Raw genomic sequence first — 20,237 nt, 5'->3', positions numbered from 1 at the left:
TTGTAACGTGCCGCTACAATGCCCGGCTGCGGTGCACCATGGCTGGCATGGCGTCTGCCGCTTGGAGTCGTGCGCAAAGGAGAGGTTCGATGCCGGAATTGCCCGAGGTCGAGGTGACCCGACGGGGACTGCTGCCACATCTGGAGGGCAGCCGCATCGCCGGGGTGGCGGTGCGCCATCGCGGCCTGCGCTGGCCGGTGCCCGAGGAACTGGAGGCCTGCCTGCCGGGGCGGGTCATCCGGCGTGTCGAGCGGCGCGGCAAGTATCTGCTGCTCGAGTGCGTGCGCGAGGCGGAGGTGGTGGCCGACGGCGTTGCCGGTGGCGTGGCCGGTGGCGTTGCTGGTGGCGTTGCTGGTGGCGTGGCCGGTGGCGTTGCTGGTGGCGTTGCTGGTGGCGTGACCGGGAGCGTGGCTGATGGCGATGACGCCGGCTGGCTGCTGATCCACCTCGGCATGACCGGCACGCTGCGCGTCTGGCACGAGCCACCCGCGCCGGGCACGCACGACCATATCGACCTGCTGCTGCACGATGCGGCCGGTCGGCCTCTGACGCTGCGTTTCCGCGACCCGCGCCGCTTTGGCGCGGTGCTGTGGACCACGCTGCCAGAGGCGCTGCTGCCCACCCATCCGTTGCTGCGCAATCTCGGCATCGAGCCGTGCGACCCGGCCTTCGACGGCGACTGGCTGTACCGCCATACGCGCGGGCGCAGCGCGGCGATCAAGACGGTGCTGCTGTCGGGCGATATCGTGGTCGGCGTCGGCAACATCTATTGCTCGGAGAGCCTGTTCCGCGCCGGCATCCGGCCAACCACCGCCGCGGGCCGGCTGTCGCGTGCGCGTTGCGAACGGCTCGCCGCCGCGGTGCGCGAGACGCTGGCGCTGGCGATCGAGCGCGGCGGCAGCACGCTGCGCGATTTCGTCGGCAGCGACGGCGCCAGCGGCTATTTCCAGCTCGACTGCCTGGTCTACGATCGCACCGGCAAGCCCTGCCGGCACTGCGCCACGCCGATCCGGCAGATCGTGCAGGGGCAGCGCTCGACCTTCTATTGCCCGCAATGCCAGCGCTGAGCGGAGCGACACGCCGCGCCTGACTCGAAAAACACCGCCGATCCCCTCGCTACTTATCGATGCCTCGCCGCTCTACCACTCGATCCACCATTCGCGCCACCACGGATTCCGCTGCCGATCCCGCCGCCGCCGAGGTGCCGTCCGCCGAGGTGCCGTCCGATTTTGGCGCCCGGGTCGTGCAATGGCAGCGCCGGTACGGGCGCCACGACCTGCCCTGGCAGAACACGCGCGATCCCTACCGGATCTGGCTGTCGGAGATCATGCTGCAGCAGACCCAGGTCAGCGCGGTGATCGACTACTACCAGCGCTTTCTGGCGCGGCTGCCGACCGTGCAGGCGCTCGCCGAGGCGCCGGCCGACGAGGTGATGGCGCTGTGGGCCGGGCTGGGCTACTACTCGCGGGCGCGCAATCTGCACCGCTGCGCCAAGCTGGTGGTCGAGCAGTACGGCGGTCGGTTTCCCGGCGATCCGGCCCTGCTGGCGGAGCTGCCCGGCATCGGCCGCTCGACCGCGGCGGCGATCGCGGCGTTCAGCGCGGGCGTGCGTGCGCCGATTCTCGACGGCAACGTCAAGCGGGTCTTCGCGCGCTGCTTCGGCGTGCAAGGCCATCCCGGGGAGAAGGCGATCGAGAACAGGATGTGGGCGATTGCCGAGGCCGCGCTGCCCGCGCCGGGCCCGCGCCAGTCCGAGGACATGGTGGCCTACACGCAGGGGCTGATGGATTTGGGCGCGACCGTCTGCTCGCGCGGCAAGCCCGCCTGTCTCGACGACGCGGCGCGCTGCCCGCTGTCGGACCTGTGCGTGGCGCGGCGAGAGGGGCTGACCGCGGTGCTGCCGACGCCGAAGGCGCGTGCGCCGATACCGGAGCGCAGCACGGTGATGGTGGTATTGCGGCATGGCCGCGAGGTGCTGCTGCGGCTGCGCGCGGACAGCGGCATCTGGGGCGGATTGTGGAGCCTGCCGGAGCTGCCCGTGCCGGCGCTGCCGTTCGATGCCGAACAGGCCGAGGACGATGCGCTTGCCTTCGGGCGGGCCTTCGGCACCCCGGCGCGCGCCGCGATGGTGGCCGAGATGACGCACGTTTTCACCCACTTCCGGCTGCTGATCCGCGCGGTGCGGGTCGACATGGCGGCATTGGCGTTGCGCGATGGAAGCGGTGTTGGCGGTGTTGGCGGTGTGGGCGGTGTGGGGCCGGGCGATGCAAGCGATGCAGGCGCGGCGGCGGAGCAATGGCGCTGGCTGTCGCTGGACCGGCTCGATGAGCTGGGCATGCCGGCACCAGTGCGCAAGCTGCTGGTCGGCGAGGGACTGCCGTAATTGTTCTGAAGCAAGGAGTGGTACTGGTCGGCGCCTGCCTGCAGCGGGGCGCACGGGCTCGCACCGGCCGCGGGGGGCGGCCGCGCGCTACAGCATGTGGTGCTGGCGCATGAAGCGATGCACGATCTCGATCCGCATGCCGGCGTCGGGCAGCGCCATCAGCATCTGCCTGGCCTTCATCGGCACCGGCAGCAGTTCGCATAGCCGGTTGGCGACCCAGCTCGGGTCTTCCCACTGCATCGGCTCGGCGAATGGCAGCTTGTGCGGCGGCGCATGCAGCGAGGCCACGATGCGGCGCAGTGCCGCCAGGCATTCACCCAGCAATTCCAGCTTGCAGTCGATCACGTCGTCGGGCAGCAGCTCGGCGCGCGCGACCAGCAGGCCGTCGTCGCGGGTATGGTGCTCGAGCACGCGGAAGCGCTGCCTGCCGCGCGTCTCGATCAGCAGCACGCCCAGCTGCTCCATATTGCAGTCGACGATTTCGGCCAGGCAACCGACCGCTTCCGGCACCGTGGCGCTGCCTTCCTGCGCGACCTCGGGGCCGCTGGCGATCAGGCAGACGCCGAACGCCGCGTTGTCGCGCAGGCAATTGCGGACCATGTCGACATAGCGGGGTTCGAATACGCGCAGCGGCAACCGGCCGCCGGGAAACAGCACGGTATGGAGGGGAAACAGCGGCAGGCTGTCGACTTCGACGTGGAGCGGTGCCGCGTGATTGGACGCTGGGGAACTGGAAGACATGCGATCCCGAGAAGACTTTCGCTCACGGGGCGAGGGCACGCAGGTGGCGCCGCCGCCGGGATCCACCGCCTTGGCGCTGCCCGGTTCAGCCTACCGGCACCAGCTCGCGGTGTCTGACCAGCACATTACCATGCGCGCGGAAGTAGTTGGCAAGTCTTTCCGCGATGTACACGGAGCGGTGCTGGCCGCCGGTGCAACCGATCGCGACCGTCAGATAGCTGCGGTTGTCCGCGACGAAGCTCGGCAGCCATTTCTCCACATAGGCGCGAATGTCCTCGGCCATCGCCAGCACCATCGGCTGGCTCTGCAGGAAATCGATGACGGGCGCATCGCGTCCGGTCAGGGGCCGCAGTTGCAGGTCGTAATACGGATTGGGCAGCGAGCGCACGTCGAACACCATGTCGGCATCGCTCGGCACGCCGTGCTTGAAGCCGAACGACGTGAAGAGCAGCGTCAGCTCCAGATTGTCGTCGCGGATGAAATCCTTGATCCATGCGCGCAGCGTATTGGTGCGCACATTGCTGGTGTCGATGCGATGCGCCGATTCGGCCAGCGGGCTCAGCAGCTCGCGTTCCATCTCGATCGCTTCGACCAGCGGGGTCTCGTTCGGTACGGGCGCGCCGTCCGCCTCGCGCGCAGCCAGCCGCACCGACAGCGGATGGCGCCGCCGCGTTTCGGAATAGCGCTGCACCAGCGAATCGGTATTGGCGGTCAGGAAGACCACGCGGACCTCGTGATCGGCCGACAGGCTCCGCAGCGTCTCCGGCAGCCTGGCCAGCGATTCGCGGCTGCGGATATCGGTGGCGATACCCAGATGCGTGTAGCCCTCGGCCGCAAGGTAGCGGGCGAGTTCGGGGATGAACTGCGCGGGCAGGTTGTCGACGCAGTAGTAGCCTGCGTCTTCGAGCACGTTCAATGCAACCGATTTGCCGGAGCCGGAAATGCCGGTGATGAGGACGATGCGCATAACGCTTGAAGGATAGCATCGCGTGATGATTGCGTCATGACGGTCCGATGAAATCCGCGGCTCGTGAGGCGGCCATCGGCGGAAATGGCGGCGAAAGCGTGCGAAAGCCGCGCAATGGGTAGTGAGCCGGCAAAGAAAAAGGCGAACCGCCGTGTGCCGCGCGATTCGCCTTTATTTCTTTCCGACTCTTGTTTCGCCGTCTATTTCGCTTTCCGGCGCTCCGGAACAATGCCGGCTCGGTGTGCCGTCATGCGGACAGGCATTCCTTCATGAACGCCTTGCGTTCGTCGCCCTTCTTGCCGCTCGCCTGCGCATTGCACGCCTTCATCTTTTGCTGCTGCGAGTTGCCGGCGGTGGCGGGTTTGGCCGACAGGCATTCCTTCATGAAGGCCTTGCGCTCGTCGCCCGTCTTGCCGGCCGCCTGCGTGTTGCACGTCTTCATCTTGCTCTGCTGGCTGTTGCCGGAGGCGGTCTGGGCAAAGGCGCCCGTGGCGACCAGAGGGCACAGCAGCACGCAGGTTGCGATCAGTGTCTTCATGCTGAAATCTCCTGACTGAGGATCGGGTCGCCAAGCGCAGGATGCGCAACGGCGCAGGCTGGGCGTGATGCCCATTACAGCACAAAACGCTGAAAACCCCAATCAGGTTGACGCTGTCGGCGTGTCCGGCACGCCGATGCGTCAAGGCGCAGTTGCGGCGCGGCCCGGGCTGCCGAAGGAATCGGGCTCGGTCAGACGCTCAAAGCAGGCGGCCCTGGCCGCGCGACGCCGCATCGGCCTGCATCGCCGCACGCTGGCGGTCCATGAAATCGCGCAGCGTGTCGATGCCGCGCAGGCGCAGGATGGTATTGCGCACCGCCGCCTCCACCAGCACCGCAAGGTTGCGGCCGGCCGCCACCTGGATCTTCACCATATGGATCGGCAGGCCGAGCACGTCGAGATATTGCGAATCGAGCGGCAGCCGCTCGAATTCGCCGTCGTTGCGGCGAACCAGCTGGACCACGAGCTTGAGCTTCATCTTCCGGCGCACAGCGGTTTCGCCGAAGATCGTCTTGATGTCGAGCAGGCCCAGGCCGCGCACTTCCAGCAGGTTCTGCAGCAGCGGCGGGCAGCGGCCCTCGACGAAATCGGGGCCAAGACGCACGAAATCGACCGCATCGTCGGCGACCAGGCCGTGTCCGCGCGAGATCAATTCGAGGCCCAGCTCGCTCTTGCCAAGGCCCGATTCGCCCATGATCAGCACGCCCATGCCGAGGATATCGAGGAACACCCCGTGCATGGTCACGCGCGGCGCGGAAATGCGCGACAGATACAGCCGCAGGTGGTCGATGACCGCGGCCGAGGATACCGGCGTCGTGAACAGCGGCGTGGAAGAGCGCGTGCAGCGCAGTTCCAGGTCCGGCGGCGGCTCCATGCCGTCGGCCACCACCAGGAAGGGCGGCTCGAGCAGGATCAGCTCGCCCATCTGGCGCTTGCGCGTTTCGTCGTCGAGCCGCTGGTAGTAGGTGATCTCCGGCTTGCCGAGCACCTGGATCCGGTTCGGGTGAATCAGGTTCAAGTGGCCGACCAGGTCGGCCGCCGAGGTCGCCTCGCGTGCGAAGTCGAGATCGAAGGCGCGATCGGCGCCCTCCAGCCCGGCCACCCAGGACAATTTGAGGTCGGCTGCGTTGTCGTCGAAGATCGACTGGGAGGTAACGCCGGTGAGTTCCATGCGGGATGAGGCGGGGCGCTGGGGCGGTGGTGAATGCGGGTGGCGCGGCGGTGGGCCGCTTACGCCGAGAGGGTCAAGGATGCCATTGCACCAGCAACTGGTGAACCGCATCGGGCGTCGGCAAAGCGGCGAGGCCTTCACGCATATCGCGATCGGACAATAGCTGAGCGATTTCCGACAGGATTTCGAGATGCTGCTGCGTGGCCTGTTCGGGGACCAGCAGGAAGATCAACAGCGAAACGGGCTTGCCATCGGGCGATTCGAACGGAATCGGCTCGGCAAGCCGCATGAAGGCGGCCAGCGGCTGCTTCAGGCCCTTGATGCGGCCATGCGGAATGGCCACGCCGGCGCCAAGGCCGGTCGAGCCGAGCGATTCGCGGGCGAACAGATTGTCGGTCACCGTGGCGCGCGCCACGCCATGGTTGTTCTCGAACAGCAGCCCGGCCTGTTCGAACACGCGTTTTTTGCTGGTGACGCTGACGTCGAGCGAGATATTGCCGGGCGGCAGCAGTTTGGCCAAACGGTTCATTTGAAATGCGCGGAATTCCTGATACTGGCGCCGCCATGCGGTTTCTTGCCGGCGTGGGCCGGTCTGCCGTTGCTGGGCGGTGCGTTCGTTGCCGCCGCTTCCCGACTATCAGCGTGCGGCACATTATAGTGCAGGGGGGCTCCCTGCCGTCCGATGCCGATCGCCCCGAGCGGCATTGCGCAAGGAAACGGGGCGGGCATTCTCTATATGTATTGCACAGCATACACCGGGAAGCCGGCCAGACGGAACCCCATCCCGGTTTCATCCTATAGGTTGCACGGCGAGGCGGCACCGCGGCCTCGCTCGAACGTCCACGCGGGGCGCAAAAAAGCCGTGCTCCTGGCACGGCTTCTTTCCTCACTTCAAGGCCGGCCGGCGTTGTGGCCGAGCCGAATCTTCAAGCTACTGCTGGGCCTGACTGGCCACGAAGCTGTGGTACTTCAGCGATTCGCGGTCGTGGCTCTGCACCTTGTCCTTGTAGCGGATCACTTGCCGGTCCAGCTTGTCGACCAGCATGTCGATCGCCGCATAGAGATCTTCGTGGTGCGCCTCGACAAAGATGTCCTTGCCCTTCAGATGCACATTGATTTCCGCGCGTTGACGGCGATCCTTTTCCTTTTGATTGTCGACCGATAGCAGCACGCTGACGTCAATAACCTGATCGAAATGCCTGAGGATTCGCTCCAGTTTCGTTTCCACGTACTCACGCAGCGAAGGCGTGATGTCCAAGTGGTGTCCACTGATCTTGAAGTTCATAGCGCTTCTCCTTCTGAAAGAGCCGCACCAGGCAGGCGATGCGACTCGGCTACAAAGACTTGCGAAGGTTCACGGCGGGGATCTTCAAGGCTTCACGGTATTTGGCGACGGTACGTCGCGCCACGACGAAGCCTTGTTCCCCCAGCAGTTCGGCAATCCGGCTGTCGGACAACGGGTTTCTGGGGTCTTCGGCTCCTATCAACTGCTTGATCAGCGCACGGATTGCGGTGGAAGAGGCGGCACCGCCGGTTTCGGTCGATACATGGCTGCCAAAGAAATATTTCAGCTCGAATGTCCCCATCGGGGTGGCCATGTACTTATTGGTAGTCACACGAGAAATGGTCGACTCGTGTAGACCCAGTGTATCGGCTATCTCCCTCAAAACCAAGGGGCGCATCGCAATTTCACCGTGCGTGAAGAAATTCTTTTGCCGCTCCACGATGGCTTGTGCGACGCGCAAAATGGTGTCGAAACGCTGCTGGATATTCTTGATGAGCCAGCGCGCCTCCTGCAGTTTCTGCTGCAATCCCGCGGCGCCGGTATCGCCTTTTGCACCGCGCAAGATTTGCGCATACATGTCGTTGATGCGCAGCCGCGGCATCACATCGGGATTGAGCTGGGCGATCCAGTTATGGCCGCTCTTGCGCACGAACACGTCGGGCACGACGAAATCCGCTTCCGGCCGGCTGTAGGCGTGGCCGGGATAGGGCGCGAGCGAGCGGATCAGCTCGTGCGCGGCCTTCAGCTGCATGTCGTCGACCTGCAGCGCCTTCTTCAGGCGGGTGTAATCGCGCGCGGCCAGCAGTTCGAGGTGATGGCGCACGATCGTCATCGCCAGCTCGCGCTGCGGATGTTCGATGCGGCGCAGTTGCAGCGACAGGCATTCGGCCGCGTTGCGCGCCCCGACCCCGGGCGGGTCGAAGCTTTGCAGCAGCGTCAGCATCGCATGCACTTCGTCGAGCTCGAATTCGAGCTCTTCAGGCAATTCGGAAAGGATTTCCTCGAGCGAGGCGCTCAGGTAGCCGTCGTCGTCGAGCGATTCGATCAGGAAAATCGCCAGGCCCTTGTCGCGCGTGGAGATTTTCAGCGGCGCCAATTGCTCCATCAGATATTCGCGCAGCGTGGGCTCGGCATCGCGCAATTGCAGCGGCGTTTTCTCGTCCTCGTCGCTTTGCGGACGGCGGGCGAAATCGTCCAGGCTCCAGTCGCCGCCATAATCGTCGCCCGCGCCGTCGGCATAGCCGTCGTCGGCGGACGCGGCGCCATCCGCGCGCGAATCGGCGGGGGCCGTCGGCTCGGAAGACGGGGTCGTGGTGGTGGTCTGGACATTGACCGACCCGTCGGCGGCGACCCGCAGCGGGCTTTCGATCCAGTCGTTTTCGCGTTCGAGCAGGGGATTCTCGGTCAGCGCCTGCTCGACTTCCTGTTGCAGTTCCAGCGTGGAGAGCTGCAACAGCCGGATCGACTGCTGCAGCTGCGGCGTCAGGGCCAGATGCTGGGAGAGGCGTAGCTGTAGCGACGGTTTCATGCGGCCTATTTTATGCGCAACTTCGGCCGCGATGGAACGGAATTTGCTATCGGAAGTTTCGATTGCGTGGTCAGAAGCGATTGCCTGATGGATCACCAGGGAAGGAACGGTACATGAACCGCGCACGAACGAAAACGGCCGCCCTCTGTACGAGGGCGGCCGCGCGCCAAACCGCCATTACATGCGGAAGTTTTCGCCCAGATAGACGCGCCGCACCGATTCATTGGCGATGATGTCCTTGGGCTCGCCGGCCGCGAGCACCGCGCCTTCGCTGATGATGTACGCGTGGTCGCAGATGCCCAGCGTCTCGCGCACGTTGTGGTCGGTGATCAGCACGCCGATATTGCGTGCCTTCAGGAAGCTGACGATGCGCTGGATCTCGCCGACCGCGATCGGATCGACGCCGGCGAACGGCTCGTCGAGCAGGATGAAGCGCGGCGCCGAGGCAAGCGCCCGTGCGATCTCGACGCGGCGGCGCTCGCCGCCCGACAGCGACAGCGCGGGGTTGTTGCGCAGGTGCGCGATCTGCAGATCGTCGAGCAGGCTGTCCAGCCGCCGCTCGATCTCGGCGCCGGACAGCGCCTTGCCGTTGTCTCGCTGCAGTTCCAGCACCGCGCGGATGTTCTGCTCGACATTGAGCTTGCGGAACACCGACGCTTCCTGCGGCAGGTACGACAGGCCCATGCGCGCGCGCTCGTGGATCGGCAGGCCGCTGATGTGCTGGCCGTCGAGCACGATGTCGCCTTCGTCGAGCGCGACCAGGCCCACGATCATGTAGAACGAGGTGGTCTTGCCCGCGCCATTGGGGCCGAGCAGGCCGACGACCTCGCCGCTCTTGACGTCCAGCGACACGTCCTTGACCACGGTGCGCGAGCCGTAGCGCTTCTTCAGATGACGCACCACCAGGTTGCTGGTGGCCGGCATCGTGCCCGCGCCGGCACCGGCTGCGGTGTTGGCGTTGGCGGCGGGAGCGGTGGCGGTAGCGGTGTCGGCAACGGACATGTGGGCAATCCTTTGATACTGCGTCATGCGAAGCGGGCGTGGCGAAGCGTACGTGGCGGAGCGTGCGCGGCGTGCGGGTACGTCAGGCCCGGGAAGCGATCAGGGCTTGGCCGTCGGCGAGCCTTTCAGGTCCACGCCGGCGCCACTGCCGCCGGTCCCCTGGCTCTGGCGCGGCGACAGCACGGCGCGTACGCGGCCGGACGGGTTCGCCGGCGCCGCGTTGCCGCTGCCACCGGCCGCGGTGTAGAACTCGTTGCGGCTGTCGTAGGTCAGCACCGCGCCGCGGATCTCGTCGACCACCTTGGCGCCCGCCAGCCGCGCCATGCGCGCATTGCCGATCAGCTTGGCCACTTCCTGCTTGCCGTCGTATTCGATGCGGTCGCCCCAGCCGTCGATGTACTCGTCGACGTTGTCGCGCTTCTGCCGGATATAGGCCTGCTTGCCGCCCTTGGACGTGGCCACCGCGTACTGGTAGCCCTCGGGATCGGTGCGGACCTCGGCGGCATCGGACTTGAGCACCATGGTCCCCTTGGTCAGCACCACGTTGCCGGTCAGCGTATAGATCTGCTTGACGTCGTCGTAGCTGGCGTTGTCGGCCTCGAGCACCAGCGGCTTGTCGCGGTCGGCGCGTTCGGCGAGCGCCGGCAGGGCGAGCGTCATGCCGGCGGCGAAGGCGAGCAGCACGGCGGTGGCGCGGCGGCGGGTCCAGGTCGTCAGGGTCAGGGTCATGTTGGCCACGATGGCGTTGATTGGCGTTGTCCGGGAATCGTCCAGACGGGGCGGGTGGCCCGGACTGGCGCGGAGATCGTTCGAATGGTGCGCGCCTGGCGCGGGGGCGCGATGCGTCATGGCTGTTTCGCGCCGCCGCCGCGCGGCGCCATCACGATGGTGCCGCGCACATTGCCGAGCAGATTGACCTCGCGCGTGACATTGTTGAAGACCAGGCCGTTGGCCGTCATCACCGACGGTCCGCGGGTCAGCTTGACCGGCTTGTCGGTCTTCACGATGTCGTCGTTGATCAGGATCTGGAAGTAGCTCGAGGTCGCGCTCATCTGCGGGTCCTGCGATGGATCGGCGCCCTGCACGCGAACGATATGGGCGTTGCCGAACAGGTCGATCACGCTGGCGTCGGCGTTCATCTTGCCCAGGTCCGCGGTACCGGTCACCGGCGGCCGGTCCGGTTCGTAGGCGCGCATCGCCGGCCGCGTGACCTCGTAGGTCTGGTCGTCCTCGTAATGGATCATCCGCTCGCCGGTGAAGCGCATCTTGGTGCTGCCGTCCTCGGCCAGTTCGGTCGCGGTGAAGCGCTCCATCCAGTAGTCGGGCACATGGCGCTTCTGGCGTTCGGTATCGCTGACCTGGCGCGGCGTGTTGATCTGCACCAGCCAGAACGTACTGCCGGCAACGAGCGCCATCAGCAGCAGCGGCATCAGCCGCAGCGCGAGGCGGGACAGGGAAGGGAACAGATCCCGCATGGCGTTCGTCAGATGACCTTGGCCCGGGTCAGGTCATGGATATGCAGCGCGCCCACCAGGCGCTGGTCGGCGTCGACCACCAGCAGCTGGTTGATGCGGTTTGCTTCCATGACCTGCACCGCCTCGACCGCGAGCTGGTCCGGCCCGACGGTGAAGGGGTTGGCATGCATGACCTCGCCGATCGGCACGGTCTTCCAGTCGCGCGGCGTTTCCAGCAGCCGGCGCAGGTCGCCGTCGGTGAAGACGCCGATCGCGCGGCCCTCGGCATCGACGATGGCGGTCATGGCCATGCCCTTGCGGGTGATCTCCATCAGGGCCTGTGCCAGCGGCGTGCTTTCGCGGACTTCGGGCACCGCATTGCCGGTGCGCATCACGTCCCGCACATGGGTCAGCAGCTTGCGGCCGAGCGCACCGCCGGGGTGCGAGCGGGCGAAGTCCTCTTCGCCGAAACCGCGCGCGTCGAGCACCGCCACCGCCAGCGCGTCGCCCAGCGCCAGCGCCGCCGTCGTGCTGGCGGTCGGGGCGAGATTCAGCGGGCAGGCTTCCTTCTCGACGCGGGCGTCCAGATGCGCGTCGGCCAGCTGCGCCAGGTTCGATTCGACATTGCCGGTCACCGAGATCAGCTTGGCGCCGATGCGCTTGACGATCGGCACGATCGACAGCAGCTCGGAGGTTTCGCCCGAATTGGAGAAGGCGATCAGCACGTCGTCGCGCGTGACCATGCCGAGGTCGCCATGCGAGGCCTCGGCGGGATGGACGAAGAAGGCGGGCGTGCCGGTCGAGGCCAGCGTGGCCGCGACCTTGCGGCCGATATGGCCGGACTTGCCGATGCCGGAAACGACCACGCGGCCCGAGCACTCCAGCACCAGCTGCACCGCCCGCGCGAAGTCCGGCGTCAGCCGCGACGACAACGCGGCGACCGCATCGGCTTCGATCTGCAGGGTATGGCGTGCGAGCTCGAGTGCTCTTTCCGCATTGAAATTGGCTATCATGGCGACGAAGTATACCAATGAATGCGATGACGCCCGGGCCGGTCGCGGCGCGTCCGGCCCGGCGTCTGCCTCCGCGTCCGGGTTCGGTCTGCGCCGGCTGGCCGCCCCCGGCAACATGCCGCCGTGCCGGGCAGGCCGTTCCTGGTCCACCGCTTGCTTTACCGCCGGCGCAACCGCCGCACTGCTGCACCGCTATTCGGACCACAGCTCGCACCACAACCAGTACCGCACGAGCACCGCTCGCACCACCGCTCGCACCACCACCGGCCCGCCCGAATGCATTCTCCGCTGGACTTGACCCTTGTGCTGCTGGCCGCCGCCGTGCTCGGCGTGGTTGCTTTCCGCATGCTGCAGCTGCCGCCGATGCTCGGCTATCTGGCGGTCGGCATCCTGATCGGACCGCACGCGCTTGGCCTGGCCAGCGATTCGGGGCAAACCAAGTACCTGGCCGAGTTCGGCGTGGTCTTTTTGATGTTCTCGATCGGGCTGGAGTTCAATCTGGCCAAGCTGCGCTCGATGCGGCGGCTGGTGTTCGGCCTGGGCGGCAGCCAGGTGGTGCTGACCATGCTGGCGGTGGCGCCGGTCGGCTGGCTGTTCAGCGCGGTGTTCGACCTGAGCTGGCAGGCCTCGATCGCGCTGGGCGGCGCGCTGGCGATGTCGTCGACCGCGATCGTCTCCAAGATGCTGTCCGAACGGCTGGAGCTGGAGACCGAGCACGGCCGCAACATCTTCAGCGTGCTGCTGTTCCAGGATCTGGCGGTGGTGCCGCTCTTGATCGTGATTCCCGCGCTGTCGCGCGACCCCGGCGAGCTGCCGATGGCGCTGGGCCTGGCCATCATCAAGATCGTGGTGGCGCTGACGCTGATCTTCGTGCTCGGCAAGGAAGTGGTCAGCCGCTGGTTCCATGTGGTGGCCGCCCGCCGCTCGCAGGAACTGTTCATGCTGAACCTGCTGCTGGTCACGCTGGGCATGGCGGCGCTGACCGAGCGGCTGGGGCTGTCGATGGCGCTCGGCGCCTTCATGGCCGGCATGCTGATCGCGGAAACGCCGTACCGGCATCAGGTCGAGGAGGACATCAAGCCGTTCCGCGACGTGCTGCTCGGGCTGTTCTTCGTCACCATCGGCATGCTGCTCAATGTCCGCGTGGTGATCGACAACCTGTGGCTGGTGCTGACGCTGCTGATCGTGCCGGTGCTGTTCAAGTTTCTGCTGATCGCGGGCCTGGCGCGGCTGTTCGGCTCGCGTCCCGGGGTGGCGATCCGCACCGGCCTGGGGCTGGCGCAGGCCGGCGAGTTCGGCTTCGTGCTGCTGAACCAGATCGACGGGCTGGGCCTGGTCGATCCGGTGCTGACGCAGGTGATTCTCGCGTCGATGCTGCTGTCGATGCTGGTGGCGCCGTTCCTGATCCAGTACAGCGACGCGATCGCGATGCGCTTTGCCGCGAACGAATGGCTGCTGCAATCGCTGAACATGACGCGCATCGCGGCGCAGAGCCTGCAGACCGAGAAGCACGCAATCATTTGCGGCTACGGCCGCAGCGGCCAGAACCTGGCGCGCATGCTCGAGCGCGAGGGCATCGGCTATGTCGCGCTGGACCTGGACCCTGACCGCGTGCGCGAGGCCGCCGCGGCCGGCGATACGGTGGTCTACGGCGATGCCGGCCGGCGCGAGGCGCTGATCGCCGCCGGCATCCACCGCGCCGCGGCGGTGATCATCACCTATGCCAACACGCCGTCGGCGCTGAAGGTCCTGCACCATGTGCACGAACTCGAGCCGGCCCTGCCGGTGATCGTGCGCACGGTCGACGATTCGGAGCTGGAGGCGCTGCAGCGCGCCGGCGCCACCGAGGTCGTGCCCGAGATCATCGAGGGCAGCCTGATGCTGGCCTCGCATGCGCTGGTGCTGCTGGGCGTGCCGATGCGGCGCGTGGTGCGCGGCGTGCAGCAGGCGCGCGATGCGCGCTACAGCCTGCTGCGCGGCTACTTCCACGGCCGCGACGACGAGGAGGACATGATCGAGCGCGACTCGGTGCGTCTGCATTCGCTGTCGCTGGGCCCGGACGCCACCGCGGTCGGCCGGCGCCTGGGCACGCTGGGGCTCGAGCATATCGGCGTCGAGGTCACCGCCGTGCGGCGGCGCGGCATCCGCGCCTTCGATCCGCAGCCCGATACCGTGCTCGAGCCCGGCGACATCCTGGTGCTGCGCGGCACGCCCGAGGCGCTCGAGGCGGCCGAGCAGCGCCTGACCGAACGCTGACGGAGCACGCCCCCTCTCCGCGGCCCCCACGCGCAAGTGGGAGCGGGGCGAAATAGACAGCAAGCACAGCGACGGACGCAAACCGATCTCCTCTCCCACCGCGGGAGAGGGGTAGGGGACAGGAAGCCGTTATCCTAGATGGCTGGCGCTTCAGCCACCCCTTTCATCCGCAGTTTCAGACCATGCCCGCTCCCACCATCCAGTCCCCGCCCCTGGGCGACGTCACCACCTATCTGCGCGACCGCATCCGCACCGTGCCCGACTGGCCGCAGCCCGGCGTGATGTTCCGCGACATCACGCCGCTGCTGCAGGACCCGAAGACGCTGCGCGTGCTGATCGACGTGTTCGTGCACCGCTACATGGATGCCGGCCTCGACGTGGTGGCCGGTATCGACGCGCGCGGCTTCATCCTCGGCGCGATCGTCGCCTACGAGCTGAACCTGGGCTTCGTGCCAATCCGCAAGAAGGGCAAGCTGCCGTTCCAGACCGTGGCCGAGGAATACGAGCTCGAATACGGCAGCGCCACCGTCGAGATCCACGCCGATGCCTGCAAGCCGGGCGACCGCGTGCTGCTGGTGGACGACCTGATCGCCACCGGCGGCACCATGATGGCCGGACGCCGGTTGCTGGAGCGGCTCGGCGCGACCGTAGTGGAGGGCGCGGCGATCGTCGACCTGCCGGAGCTTGGCGGCTCGCGCCATCTGCTCGACAGCGGGCTGCCGCTGTTTACCGTGTGCCGATTCGAAGGCCACTGAACCGCAAAGTCGCAACGCCGCAGCGCCGCGAAGCGTTGCAAAGCCCACCATCGCTGGCGCCCCGCGTTGCCCTTGCCCGCGGCGCGGGCGCATAATGGCCGTTCATTCACAACAAGGGCCGGGCGGCCCCTGCCTCTGACCGCCGCACCGGCCGCAATGGGTGCCACACCATGGGCGTTCTGCTTCATCTGCTCTCCGGGGTCGCGCTGCTGGTCTGGGGCACGAATATCGTCAAGGTCGGCATTCTGCGCGTCTACGGCGCGAATCTGCGCCACGTGCTCTCGGCCAGCGTTGCCAATCGCTTCACCGCCTTTGCCGCCGGCCTCGGCGTGACCGGCCTGGTGCAAAGCAGCAATGCGACCGCCGTCATCGTCAGTTCCTTCGTCAGCCAGGGCCTGATCGCGGTCGCCCCCGCGCTGGCCATCATGCTTGGCGCCAACGTCGGCACCGCGCTGATGGTGCAGGTGTTCTCGCTGGACCTGTCGTGGCTGTCGCCGCTGCTGATCTTCGTCGGCGTGATCGCGCATCTGAGCTGGAAGGGCAGCCGGCCCGGCCACGTCGGCCGCGTGCTGATCGGCCTGGGGCTGATCACGCTGGCGCTGGAGCTGATCTCCAATGCGACCCGTCCGGTGGTCGAGGCCGCCGGCGTCAAGGTGCTGTTCGCCAGCCTGACCGGCGATACCGCGCTCGACATGCTGGTCGGCGCCTTCCTGACCGTGCTGTCCTATTCGAGCCTCGCGGTGGTGCTGTTCTGCGGCGCGCTGGCCTCGGCCGGCGTGGTGTCGATCCCCGTCGCGCTGGCGCTGGTGCTGGGCGCCAACCTCGGCTCGGGCATCTCGGCGTTCCTGACCACCTCCGGCAACAACCAGCCCGGCAAGCGGGTGACGCTGGGCAATCTGCTGTCGCGCCTGCTCGGCTGCGTGGTGGCGCTGCCGCTGCTGGACGAAGCCCAGACGCTGTTGCGCGCGCTCGATGCGGACCCGCAGCGGCTGATCGTCAATTTCCACCTGCTGTTCAACGTGGTGCTGGCGGTCGCGCTGATCGGCCTGACCGCGCCGCTGGCGCGGCTGTGCGAAACCATCCTGCCGGGCCGCAACACCGGCGAGAGCCAGGTCACGCCGCGCCATCTCGACCCGGCCGCGCTGTCCACGCCGACGCTGGCGCTGGCCAACGCGGCGCGCGAGGTGCTGCGCATCGGCGACCGCGTCGAGCAGATGCTGGACAACATGCTGCGCGTGCTGCGGACCAACGATGCCAAGCTGGCCGCCGCCACCTGCCGCATCGACGACGAGATCGACGATCTCTACACCGCGATCAAGCTGTACCTGACGCGCATCAGCGTCGAGGCGCTCGACGAGCGCGACGGCCGCCGCTGGACCGAAATCATCTCGCTCAATATCAACCTGGAGCATGCGGCGGACATCATCGAGCGGATCCTGCTCGACGCGCGCGACAAGAAGATCGCGCACAACCTGGTGTTCTCCGAGGCCGGCATGCAGGAGATCACCGAGATGCACGCCCGGCTGATCAGCAATCTGCGGCTGGGGCTGTCGGTGTTCCTGAACGGCGACCTGAAGAGCGCGCGGCAGCTGATGCGCGAGAAGGCGACCTTCCGCGAGCTGGAGCGCAAGTATTCGCATACCCACCTGCGCCGCGTGGCCACGCAGACCATCGAGAGCATCGACACCAGCTCGCTGCACCTGGACGTGATCAGCGACCTGAAGCGCCTGAACTCGCTGTTCTGCGCCACCGCCTATCCGGTGCTGGAGGAAGCCGGCGCCCTCGATCGCAGCCGGATGCGGGAAGAGGACGGCCAGCCGCAGGAGGAGGGCATCCCCGCGCCCGCGGCCGCCGGCGGCACGCCTGCCCCGGCGCGCGCACCGATGGTGCCCGCCGACGAGGGCAGGGCGCCGCCGCGCGTCAGCGGCGCCTGACCCGCGCCGGGGCCCGTGCCGCGGCCTGCGCTGCGGCCGCTTCCACGGGCCGCTTCAGCAGCGGCGCCAGATACTTGCCGGTAAAGCTCGCCTTGCTGGCGGCGATGTCCTCCGGCGTGCCCCGCGCGATGATCTGCCCGCCCCCGGCGCCGCCCTCGGGGCCGAGGTCCAGCACCCAGTCCGCGGTCTTGATCACATCGAGGTTGTGTTCGATGATGACCACGGTATTGCCCTGGTCGCGCAGCTTGTGGATGACCTTGAGCAGCAGCGCGATATCGTGGAAGTGCAGGCCGGTGGTGGGCTCGTCGAGGATGTACAGCGTGCGGCCGGTATCGCGCTTGGACAGCTCCAGCGACAGCTTGACGCGCTGCGCCTCGCCCCCCGACAGCGTGGTCGCCGCCTGCCCCAGGCGGATATAGCCCAGCCCCACGTCGAGCAGCGTCTGCAGCTTGCGCCGGACCACCGGCACCGCGCTGAAGAACTCGTAGGCCTGCTCGACCGTCAGCTCCAGCACCTCCGAGATGTTCTTGCCCTTGTACAGCACCTCCAGCGTCTCGCGGTTGTAGCGCTTGCCGTGGCAGACGTCGCAGGGCACGTAGACATCGGGCAGGAAGTGCATCTCCACCTTGAGCACGCCGTCGCCCTGGCAGGCCTCGCAGCGCCCGCCCTTGACGTTGAACGAGAAGCGGCCCGGATCGTAGCCGCGCTCCTTGGCCGACGGCACGCCGGCGAACAGCTCGCGGATCGGCGTGAACAGCCCCGTATAGGTGGCCGGATTCGAGCGCGGCGTGCGGCCGATCGGGCTCTGGTCGACGTTGATGACCTTGTCGAAGTGCTCCAGCCCGTCGATGCGGTCGTGCGGGGCCGGCTCCGGCGTCGAGCCGTACAGATGGCGCGCCACCGCCGGATACAGCGTGTCGTTGATCAGCGTCGACTTGCCCGAGCCCGACACGCCCGTCACGCAGGTCAGCAGGCCGACCGGAATCTCGGCATTGACCTGCTTCAGGTTGTTGCCGCTGGCGTTCAGGATGCGCAGCATCCGTTCCGGGTCCGGCGGCGTGCGCGTGGCCGGCACCTCGATGCTGAGCTCGCCCGACAGGTACTGCCCGGTCAGCGAGGCCGGCGAGGCCTCGATCTGCGGCGGCGTGCCCTCGGCGACGATCTGCCCGCCATGCACGCCCGCGCCCGGGCCGATGTCGACCACATAGTCGCTGGCGCGGATCATGTCCTCGTCGTGCTCGACCACCAGCACCGAATTGCCGATGTCGCGCAGATGCTTGAGCGTGCCGATCAGCCGGTCGTTGTCGCGCTGGTGCAGCCCGATCGACGGTTCGTCCAGCACGTACATCACGCCGGTCAGCCCCGAGCCGATCTGCGAGGCCAGCCGGATGCGCTGGGCCTCGCCGCCCGACAGCGTGTCGGCGCTGCGCTCCAGCGACAGATAGTCGAGCCCGACGTTGTTCAGGAAGTTCAGCCGCGCCGAGATCTCGCGCACGATCTTGTCGGCGATCTCGCGCTTGGCGCCCTGCAGCTGCAGCGTCAGGAACCAGGTCAGCGCGTCGCGCAGCGGCCAGCCGCTGATCTCGTAGATCGCGCGCGCCTGTTCGCCGTCGCCGACCTTGACGTGGCGCGCCTCGGTGCGCAGCCGCGTGCCATGGCAGGCGGGGCAGGGCTGGTGGTTCTGGTACTTGGCCAGCTCCTCGCGCACCGCTACGGAATCGGTCTCGCGATAGCGGCGCTCCAGATTGGGGATGATCCCCTCGAACACATGCGAGCGCGTCGTGGTGCGGCCGCGTTCGTTCATGTAGGTGAACGGAATCTCGGTCTCGCCCGAGCCATGCAGCACCACCTGCTGCACCTCGGCGGGCAGGTCCTCGAAGGCGGTGTCCAGGTCGAAGTCGTAGAACGCCGCCAGGCTCTGCAGCATCTGGAAGTAGAACTGGTTGCGGCGGTCCCAGCCCTTGATCGCGCCCGAGGCCAGCGACAGGTTCGGGAAGGCCACCACCCGCTTCGGATCGAAGAAGGTGATCTGGCCCAGGCCGTCGCAGCTCGGGCAGGCGCCCATCGGGTTGTTGAACGAGAACAGCCGCGGCTCGAGCTCGGGCAGCGAGTACGAGCAGATCGGGCAGGCGAACTTCGAGCTGAACAGATGCTCGGCGCCGCTGTCCAGCTCGAGCGCGATGGCGCGGCCGTCCGCCAGCCGCAGCGCGGTCTCGAACGATTCGGCCAGGCGCTGCTTGATGTCGGCGCGCACCTTGACGCGGTCGACCACCACTTCGATGCTGTGCTTCTCGGTCTTCTTCAGCTTGGGCAGCGCATCGACCTCGTAGACCTTGGCCTGCGCCTCGTGCGCGGCCCCGCCGCCCGAACGGATGCGAAAGCGCACGAAGCCCTGCGCCTGCATCGTCTCGAACAGGTCGGTGTGCTCGCCCTTGCGGTCGGCCACCACCGGCGCCAGGATCATCAGCTTGGTGTCCTCCGGCAGCGCCAGCACCGCGTCGACCATCTGCGACACGCTCTGGGCCTGCAGCGGCAGGTCGTGGTTGGGGCAATACGGCGTGCCGGCGCGCGCGTACAGCAGACGCAGGTAGTCGTGGATCTCGGTGACGGTGCCGACCGTCGAGCGCGGGTTGTGGCTGGTGGCCTTCTGCTCGATCGAGATCGCCGGCGACAGGCCTTCGATCAGGTCGACGTCCGGCTTTTCCATCAGCTGCAGGAACTGGCGCGCATAGGCCGACAGCGACTCGACGTAGCGGCGCTGGCCTTCGGCATAGAGCGTGTCGAAGGCGAGCGAGGACTTGCCCGAGCCCGACAGGCCGGTGATCACGATCAGCTTGTTGCGCGGCAGATCGAGATTGATGTTCTTGAGATTGTGGGTGCGGGCCCCACGGATTCTGATTTCTTCCATATACCGTTTGTCTTCGCCAGGCGGGGCCGCCAGTCGGGGTCGACAGGCCGGTCTCACGGAGCGCCCGCGCCATGGCTGGCGGCAGGCGTACGCTCAAAGCAGGAAGCAGGCCGGGGCCTCGGCGCGGGCCGGCGGGGAAGGGGTGCCGGCGGCCGTCTTGGCGCGGCTTCGGCCGCGGCTTTTGCCTTTGCCTGCCGGCCTCTGCGGCGATCTGCCGCTGCCTCGGCCGCTGCCTGCCGCAACCTGTCCACCGCTGGCCGCCACGTCCGTGCCGCTGGCCGATTTTCCTCGCCAGCCCGGGC

General features: G+C 67.3%; 17 protein-coding genes. 5 read left to right on the top strand and 12 right to left on the bottom strand.

What is annotated here, in order from left to right:
* The first annotated feature begins 89 nt into the window (after positions 1 to 89).
* Positions 90 to 1,067: a bifunctional DNA-formamidopyrimidine glycosylase/DNA-(apurinic or apyrimidinic site) lyase gene (gene mutM, locus K7G19_RS19085; protein WP_226108590.1), complete on the top strand. Its 978-nt coding sequence runs from the start codon at positions 90 to 92 to the stop codon at positions 1,065 to 1,067.
* A gap of 59 nt (positions 1,068 to 1,126) precedes the next feature.
* The gene (gene mutY / locus K7G19_RS19080) at positions 1,127 to 2,383 is read left to right on the top strand and encodes an A/G-specific adenine glycosylase (protein WP_226108589.1); all 1,257 of its coding nucleotides are present in this window, start codon (positions 1,127 to 1,129) and stop codon (positions 2,381 to 2,383) included.
* 87 nt (positions 2,384 to 2,470) lie between these two features.
* On the opposite strand, the gene K7G19_RS19075 is transcribed toward mutY, so the two are convergent.
* The 11 genes from K7G19_RS19075 to K7G19_RS19025 all read right to left on the bottom strand — a co-directional run bounded on the left by K7G19_RS19075 (position 2,471) and on the right by K7G19_RS19025 (position 12,082).
* Positions 2,471 to 3,124: an LON peptidase substrate-binding domain-containing protein gene (locus K7G19_RS19075; protein ID WP_150084691.1), complete on the bottom strand. Its 654-nt coding sequence runs from the start codon at positions 3,122 to 3,124 to the stop codon at positions 2,471 to 2,473.
* Between the two features lie 85 nt (positions 3,125 to 3,209).
* Entirely contained in the window at positions 3,210 to 4,091 is an 882-nt protein-coding gene (gene rapZ / locus K7G19_RS19070; RefSeq protein WP_149320113.1) for an RNase adapter RapZ, read from the bottom strand.
* A gap of 247 nt (positions 4,092 to 4,338) precedes the next feature.
* Positions 4,339 to 4,629 carry a PsiF family protein gene (locus K7G19_RS19065; protein ID WP_149320114.1) on the bottom strand — a complete coding sequence of 97 codons (291 nt, stop codon included), beginning with the start codon at positions 4,627 to 4,629 and terminating at the stop codon, positions 4,339 to 4,341.
* A gap of 199 nt (positions 4,630 to 4,828) precedes the next feature.
* Entirely contained in the window at positions 4,829 to 5,800 is a 972-nt protein-coding gene (gene hprK / locus K7G19_RS19060; protein WP_006576781.1) for an HPr(Ser) kinase/phosphatase, read from the bottom strand.
* A gap of 73 nt (positions 5,801 to 5,873) precedes the next feature.
* The gene (gene ptsN / locus K7G19_RS19055) at positions 5,874 to 6,329 is read right to left on the bottom strand and encodes a PTS IIA-like nitrogen regulatory protein PtsN (protein ID WP_149320115.1); all 456 of its coding nucleotides are present in this window, start codon (positions 6,327 to 6,329) and stop codon (positions 5,874 to 5,876) included.
* 402 nt (positions 6,330 to 6,731) lie between these two features.
* Positions 6,732 to 7,085, bottom strand: coding sequence for a ribosome hibernation-promoting factor, HPF/YfiA family (hpf, locus tag K7G19_RS19050; RefSeq protein WP_149320116.1), 354 nt, complete (start codon positions 7,083 to 7,085; stop codon positions 6,732 to 6,734).
* A gap of 49 nt (positions 7,086 to 7,134) precedes the next feature.
* Complete coding sequence (locus K7G19_RS19045; RefSeq protein ID WP_150084715.1) at positions 7,135 to 8,613, bottom strand: RNA polymerase factor sigma-54; 1,479 nt, start codon at positions 8,611 to 8,613, stop codon at positions 7,135 to 7,137.
* Between the two features lie 177 nt (positions 8,614 to 8,790).
* Positions 8,791 to 9,615 (bottom strand): LPS export ABC transporter ATP-binding protein, encoded by an 825-nt coding sequence (lptB, locus tag K7G19_RS19040; RefSeq protein ID WP_149320117.1) that lies wholly within the window; start codon positions 9,613 to 9,615, stop codon positions 8,791 to 8,793.
* Positions 9,616 to 9,714: 99 nt separating this feature from the next.
* Positions 9,715 to 10,344: a lipopolysaccharide transport periplasmic protein LptA gene (lptA, locus tag K7G19_RS19035; protein WP_149320118.1), complete on the bottom strand. Its 630-nt coding sequence runs from the start codon at positions 10,342 to 10,344 to the stop codon at positions 9,715 to 9,717.
* Between the two features lie 116 nt (positions 10,345 to 10,460).
* Positions 10,461 to 11,090, bottom strand: coding sequence for an LPS export ABC transporter periplasmic protein LptC (gene lptC, locus K7G19_RS19030; RefSeq protein WP_149320119.1), 630 nt, complete (start codon positions 11,088 to 11,090; stop codon positions 10,461 to 10,463).
* 8 nt (positions 11,091 to 11,098) lie between these two features.
* Complete coding sequence (locus tag K7G19_RS19025) at positions 11,099 to 12,082, bottom strand: SIS domain-containing protein (RefSeq protein ID WP_149320120.1); 984 nt, start codon at positions 12,080 to 12,082, stop codon at positions 11,099 to 11,101.
* 276 nt (positions 12,083 to 12,358) lie between these two features.
* Here K7G19_RS19025 and K7G19_RS19020 point away from each other — a divergent pair, with 276 nt between their 5' ends.
* From K7G19_RS19020 to K7G19_RS19010, 3 genes are all read left to right on the top strand, one after another.
* Positions 12,359 to 14,338 carry a monovalent cation:proton antiporter family protein gene (locus K7G19_RS19020; protein WP_226108588.1) on the top strand — a complete coding sequence of 660 codons (1,980 nt, stop codon included), beginning with the start codon at positions 12,359 to 12,361 and terminating at the stop codon, positions 14,336 to 14,338.
* Positions 14,339 to 14,520: 182 nt separating this feature from the next.
* Positions 14,521 to 15,093, top strand: a complete 573-nt coding sequence (locus tag K7G19_RS19015; RefSeq protein ID WP_149320122.1) for an adenine phosphoribosyltransferase — start codon at positions 14,521 to 14,523, stop codon at positions 15,091 to 15,093.
* A 170-nt stretch (positions 15,094 to 15,263) separates the two neighbouring features.
* On the top strand, positions 15,264 to 17,027 hold the full coding sequence (locus tag K7G19_RS19010; RefSeq protein ID WP_150084692.1) for a Na/Pi cotransporter family protein: 1,764 nt from the start codon (positions 15,264 to 15,266) through the stop codon (positions 17,025 to 17,027).
* Here the strand turns inward: K7G19_RS19010 and uvrA are convergent.
* Positions 17,014 to 19,935 (bottom strand): excinuclease ABC subunit UvrA, encoded by a 2,922-nt coding sequence (uvrA, locus tag K7G19_RS19005; RefSeq protein ID WP_226108586.1) that lies wholly within the window; start codon positions 19,933 to 19,935, stop codon positions 17,014 to 17,016. The genes K7G19_RS19010 and uvrA overlap by 14 nt on opposite strands.
* Between the last annotated feature and the right edge of the window lie 302 nt (positions 19,936 to 20,237).

This window comes from Cupriavidus sp. DB3 (assembly GCF_020418465.1).
Classification (GTDB): domain Bacteria; phylum Pseudomonadota; class Gammaproteobacteria; order Burkholderiales; family Burkholderiaceae; genus Cupriavidus; species Cupriavidus cauae.
The sequence above is the reverse complement of the archived record's forward strand: the minus strand, read 5'-3'. Positions and strand labels throughout refer to the sequence as shown.

Excerpts from the sequence above, each read along its gene's own strand:
- mutM (WP_226108590.1), top strand. The coding sequence starts at position 90 with ATGCCGGAATTGCCCGAGGTCGAGGTGACCCGACGGGGACTGCTGCCA.
- mutY (WP_226108589.1), top strand. The coding sequence starts at position 1,127 with ATGCCTCGCCGCTCTACCACTCGATCCACCATTCGCGCCACCACGGAT.
- K7G19_RS19075 (WP_150084691.1), bottom strand. The coding sequence starts at position 3,124 with ATGTCTTCCAGTTCCCCAGCGTCCAATCACGCGGCACCGCTCCACGTC.
- rapZ (WP_149320113.1), bottom strand. The coding sequence starts at position 4,091 with ATGCGCATCGTCCTCATCACCGGCATTTCCGGCTCCGGCAAATCGGTT.
- K7G19_RS19065 (WP_149320114.1), bottom strand. The coding sequence starts at position 4,629 with ATGAAGACACTGATCGCAACCTGCGTGCTGCTGTGCCCTCTGGTCGCC.
- hprK (WP_006576781.1), bottom strand. The coding sequence starts at position 5,800 with ATGGAACTCACCGGCGTTACCTCCCAGTCGATCTTCGACGACAACGCA.
- ptsN (WP_149320115.1), bottom strand. The coding sequence starts at position 6,329 with ATGAACCGTTTGGCCAAACTGCTGCCGCCCGGCAATATCTCGCTCGAC.
- hpf (WP_149320116.1), bottom strand. The coding sequence starts at position 7,085 with ATGAACTTCAAGATCAGTGGACACCACTTGGACATCACGCCTTCGCTG.
- K7G19_RS19045 (WP_150084715.1), bottom strand. The coding sequence starts at position 8,613 with ATGAAACCGTCGCTACAGCTACGCCTCTCCCAGCATCTGGCCCTGACG.
- lptB (WP_149320117.1), bottom strand. The coding sequence starts at position 9,615 with ATGTCCGTTGCCGACACCGCTACCGCCACCGCTCCCGCCGCCAACGCC.
- lptA (WP_149320118.1), bottom strand. The coding sequence starts at position 10,344 with ATGACCCTGACCCTGACGACCTGGACCCGCCGCCGCGCCACCGCCGTG.
- lptC (WP_149320119.1), bottom strand. The coding sequence starts at position 11,090 with ATGCGGGATCTGTTCCCTTCCCTGTCCCGCCTCGCGCTGCGGCTGATG.
- K7G19_RS19025 (WP_149320120.1), bottom strand. The coding sequence starts at position 12,082 with ATGATAGCCAATTTCAATGCGGAAAGAGCACTCGAGCTCGCACGCCAT.
- K7G19_RS19020 (WP_226108588.1), top strand. The coding sequence starts at position 12,359 with ATGCATTCTCCGCTGGACTTGACCCTTGTGCTGCTGGCCGCCGCCGTG.
- K7G19_RS19015 (WP_149320122.1), top strand. The coding sequence starts at position 14,521 with ATGCCCGCTCCCACCATCCAGTCCCCGCCCCTGGGCGACGTCACCACC.
- K7G19_RS19010 (WP_150084692.1), top strand. The coding sequence starts at position 15,264 with ATGGGCGTTCTGCTTCATCTGCTCTCCGGGGTCGCGCTGCTGGTCTGG.
- uvrA (WP_226108586.1), bottom strand. The coding sequence starts at position 19,935 with ATGGAAGAAATCAGAATCCGTGGGGCCCGCACCCACAATCTCAAGAAC.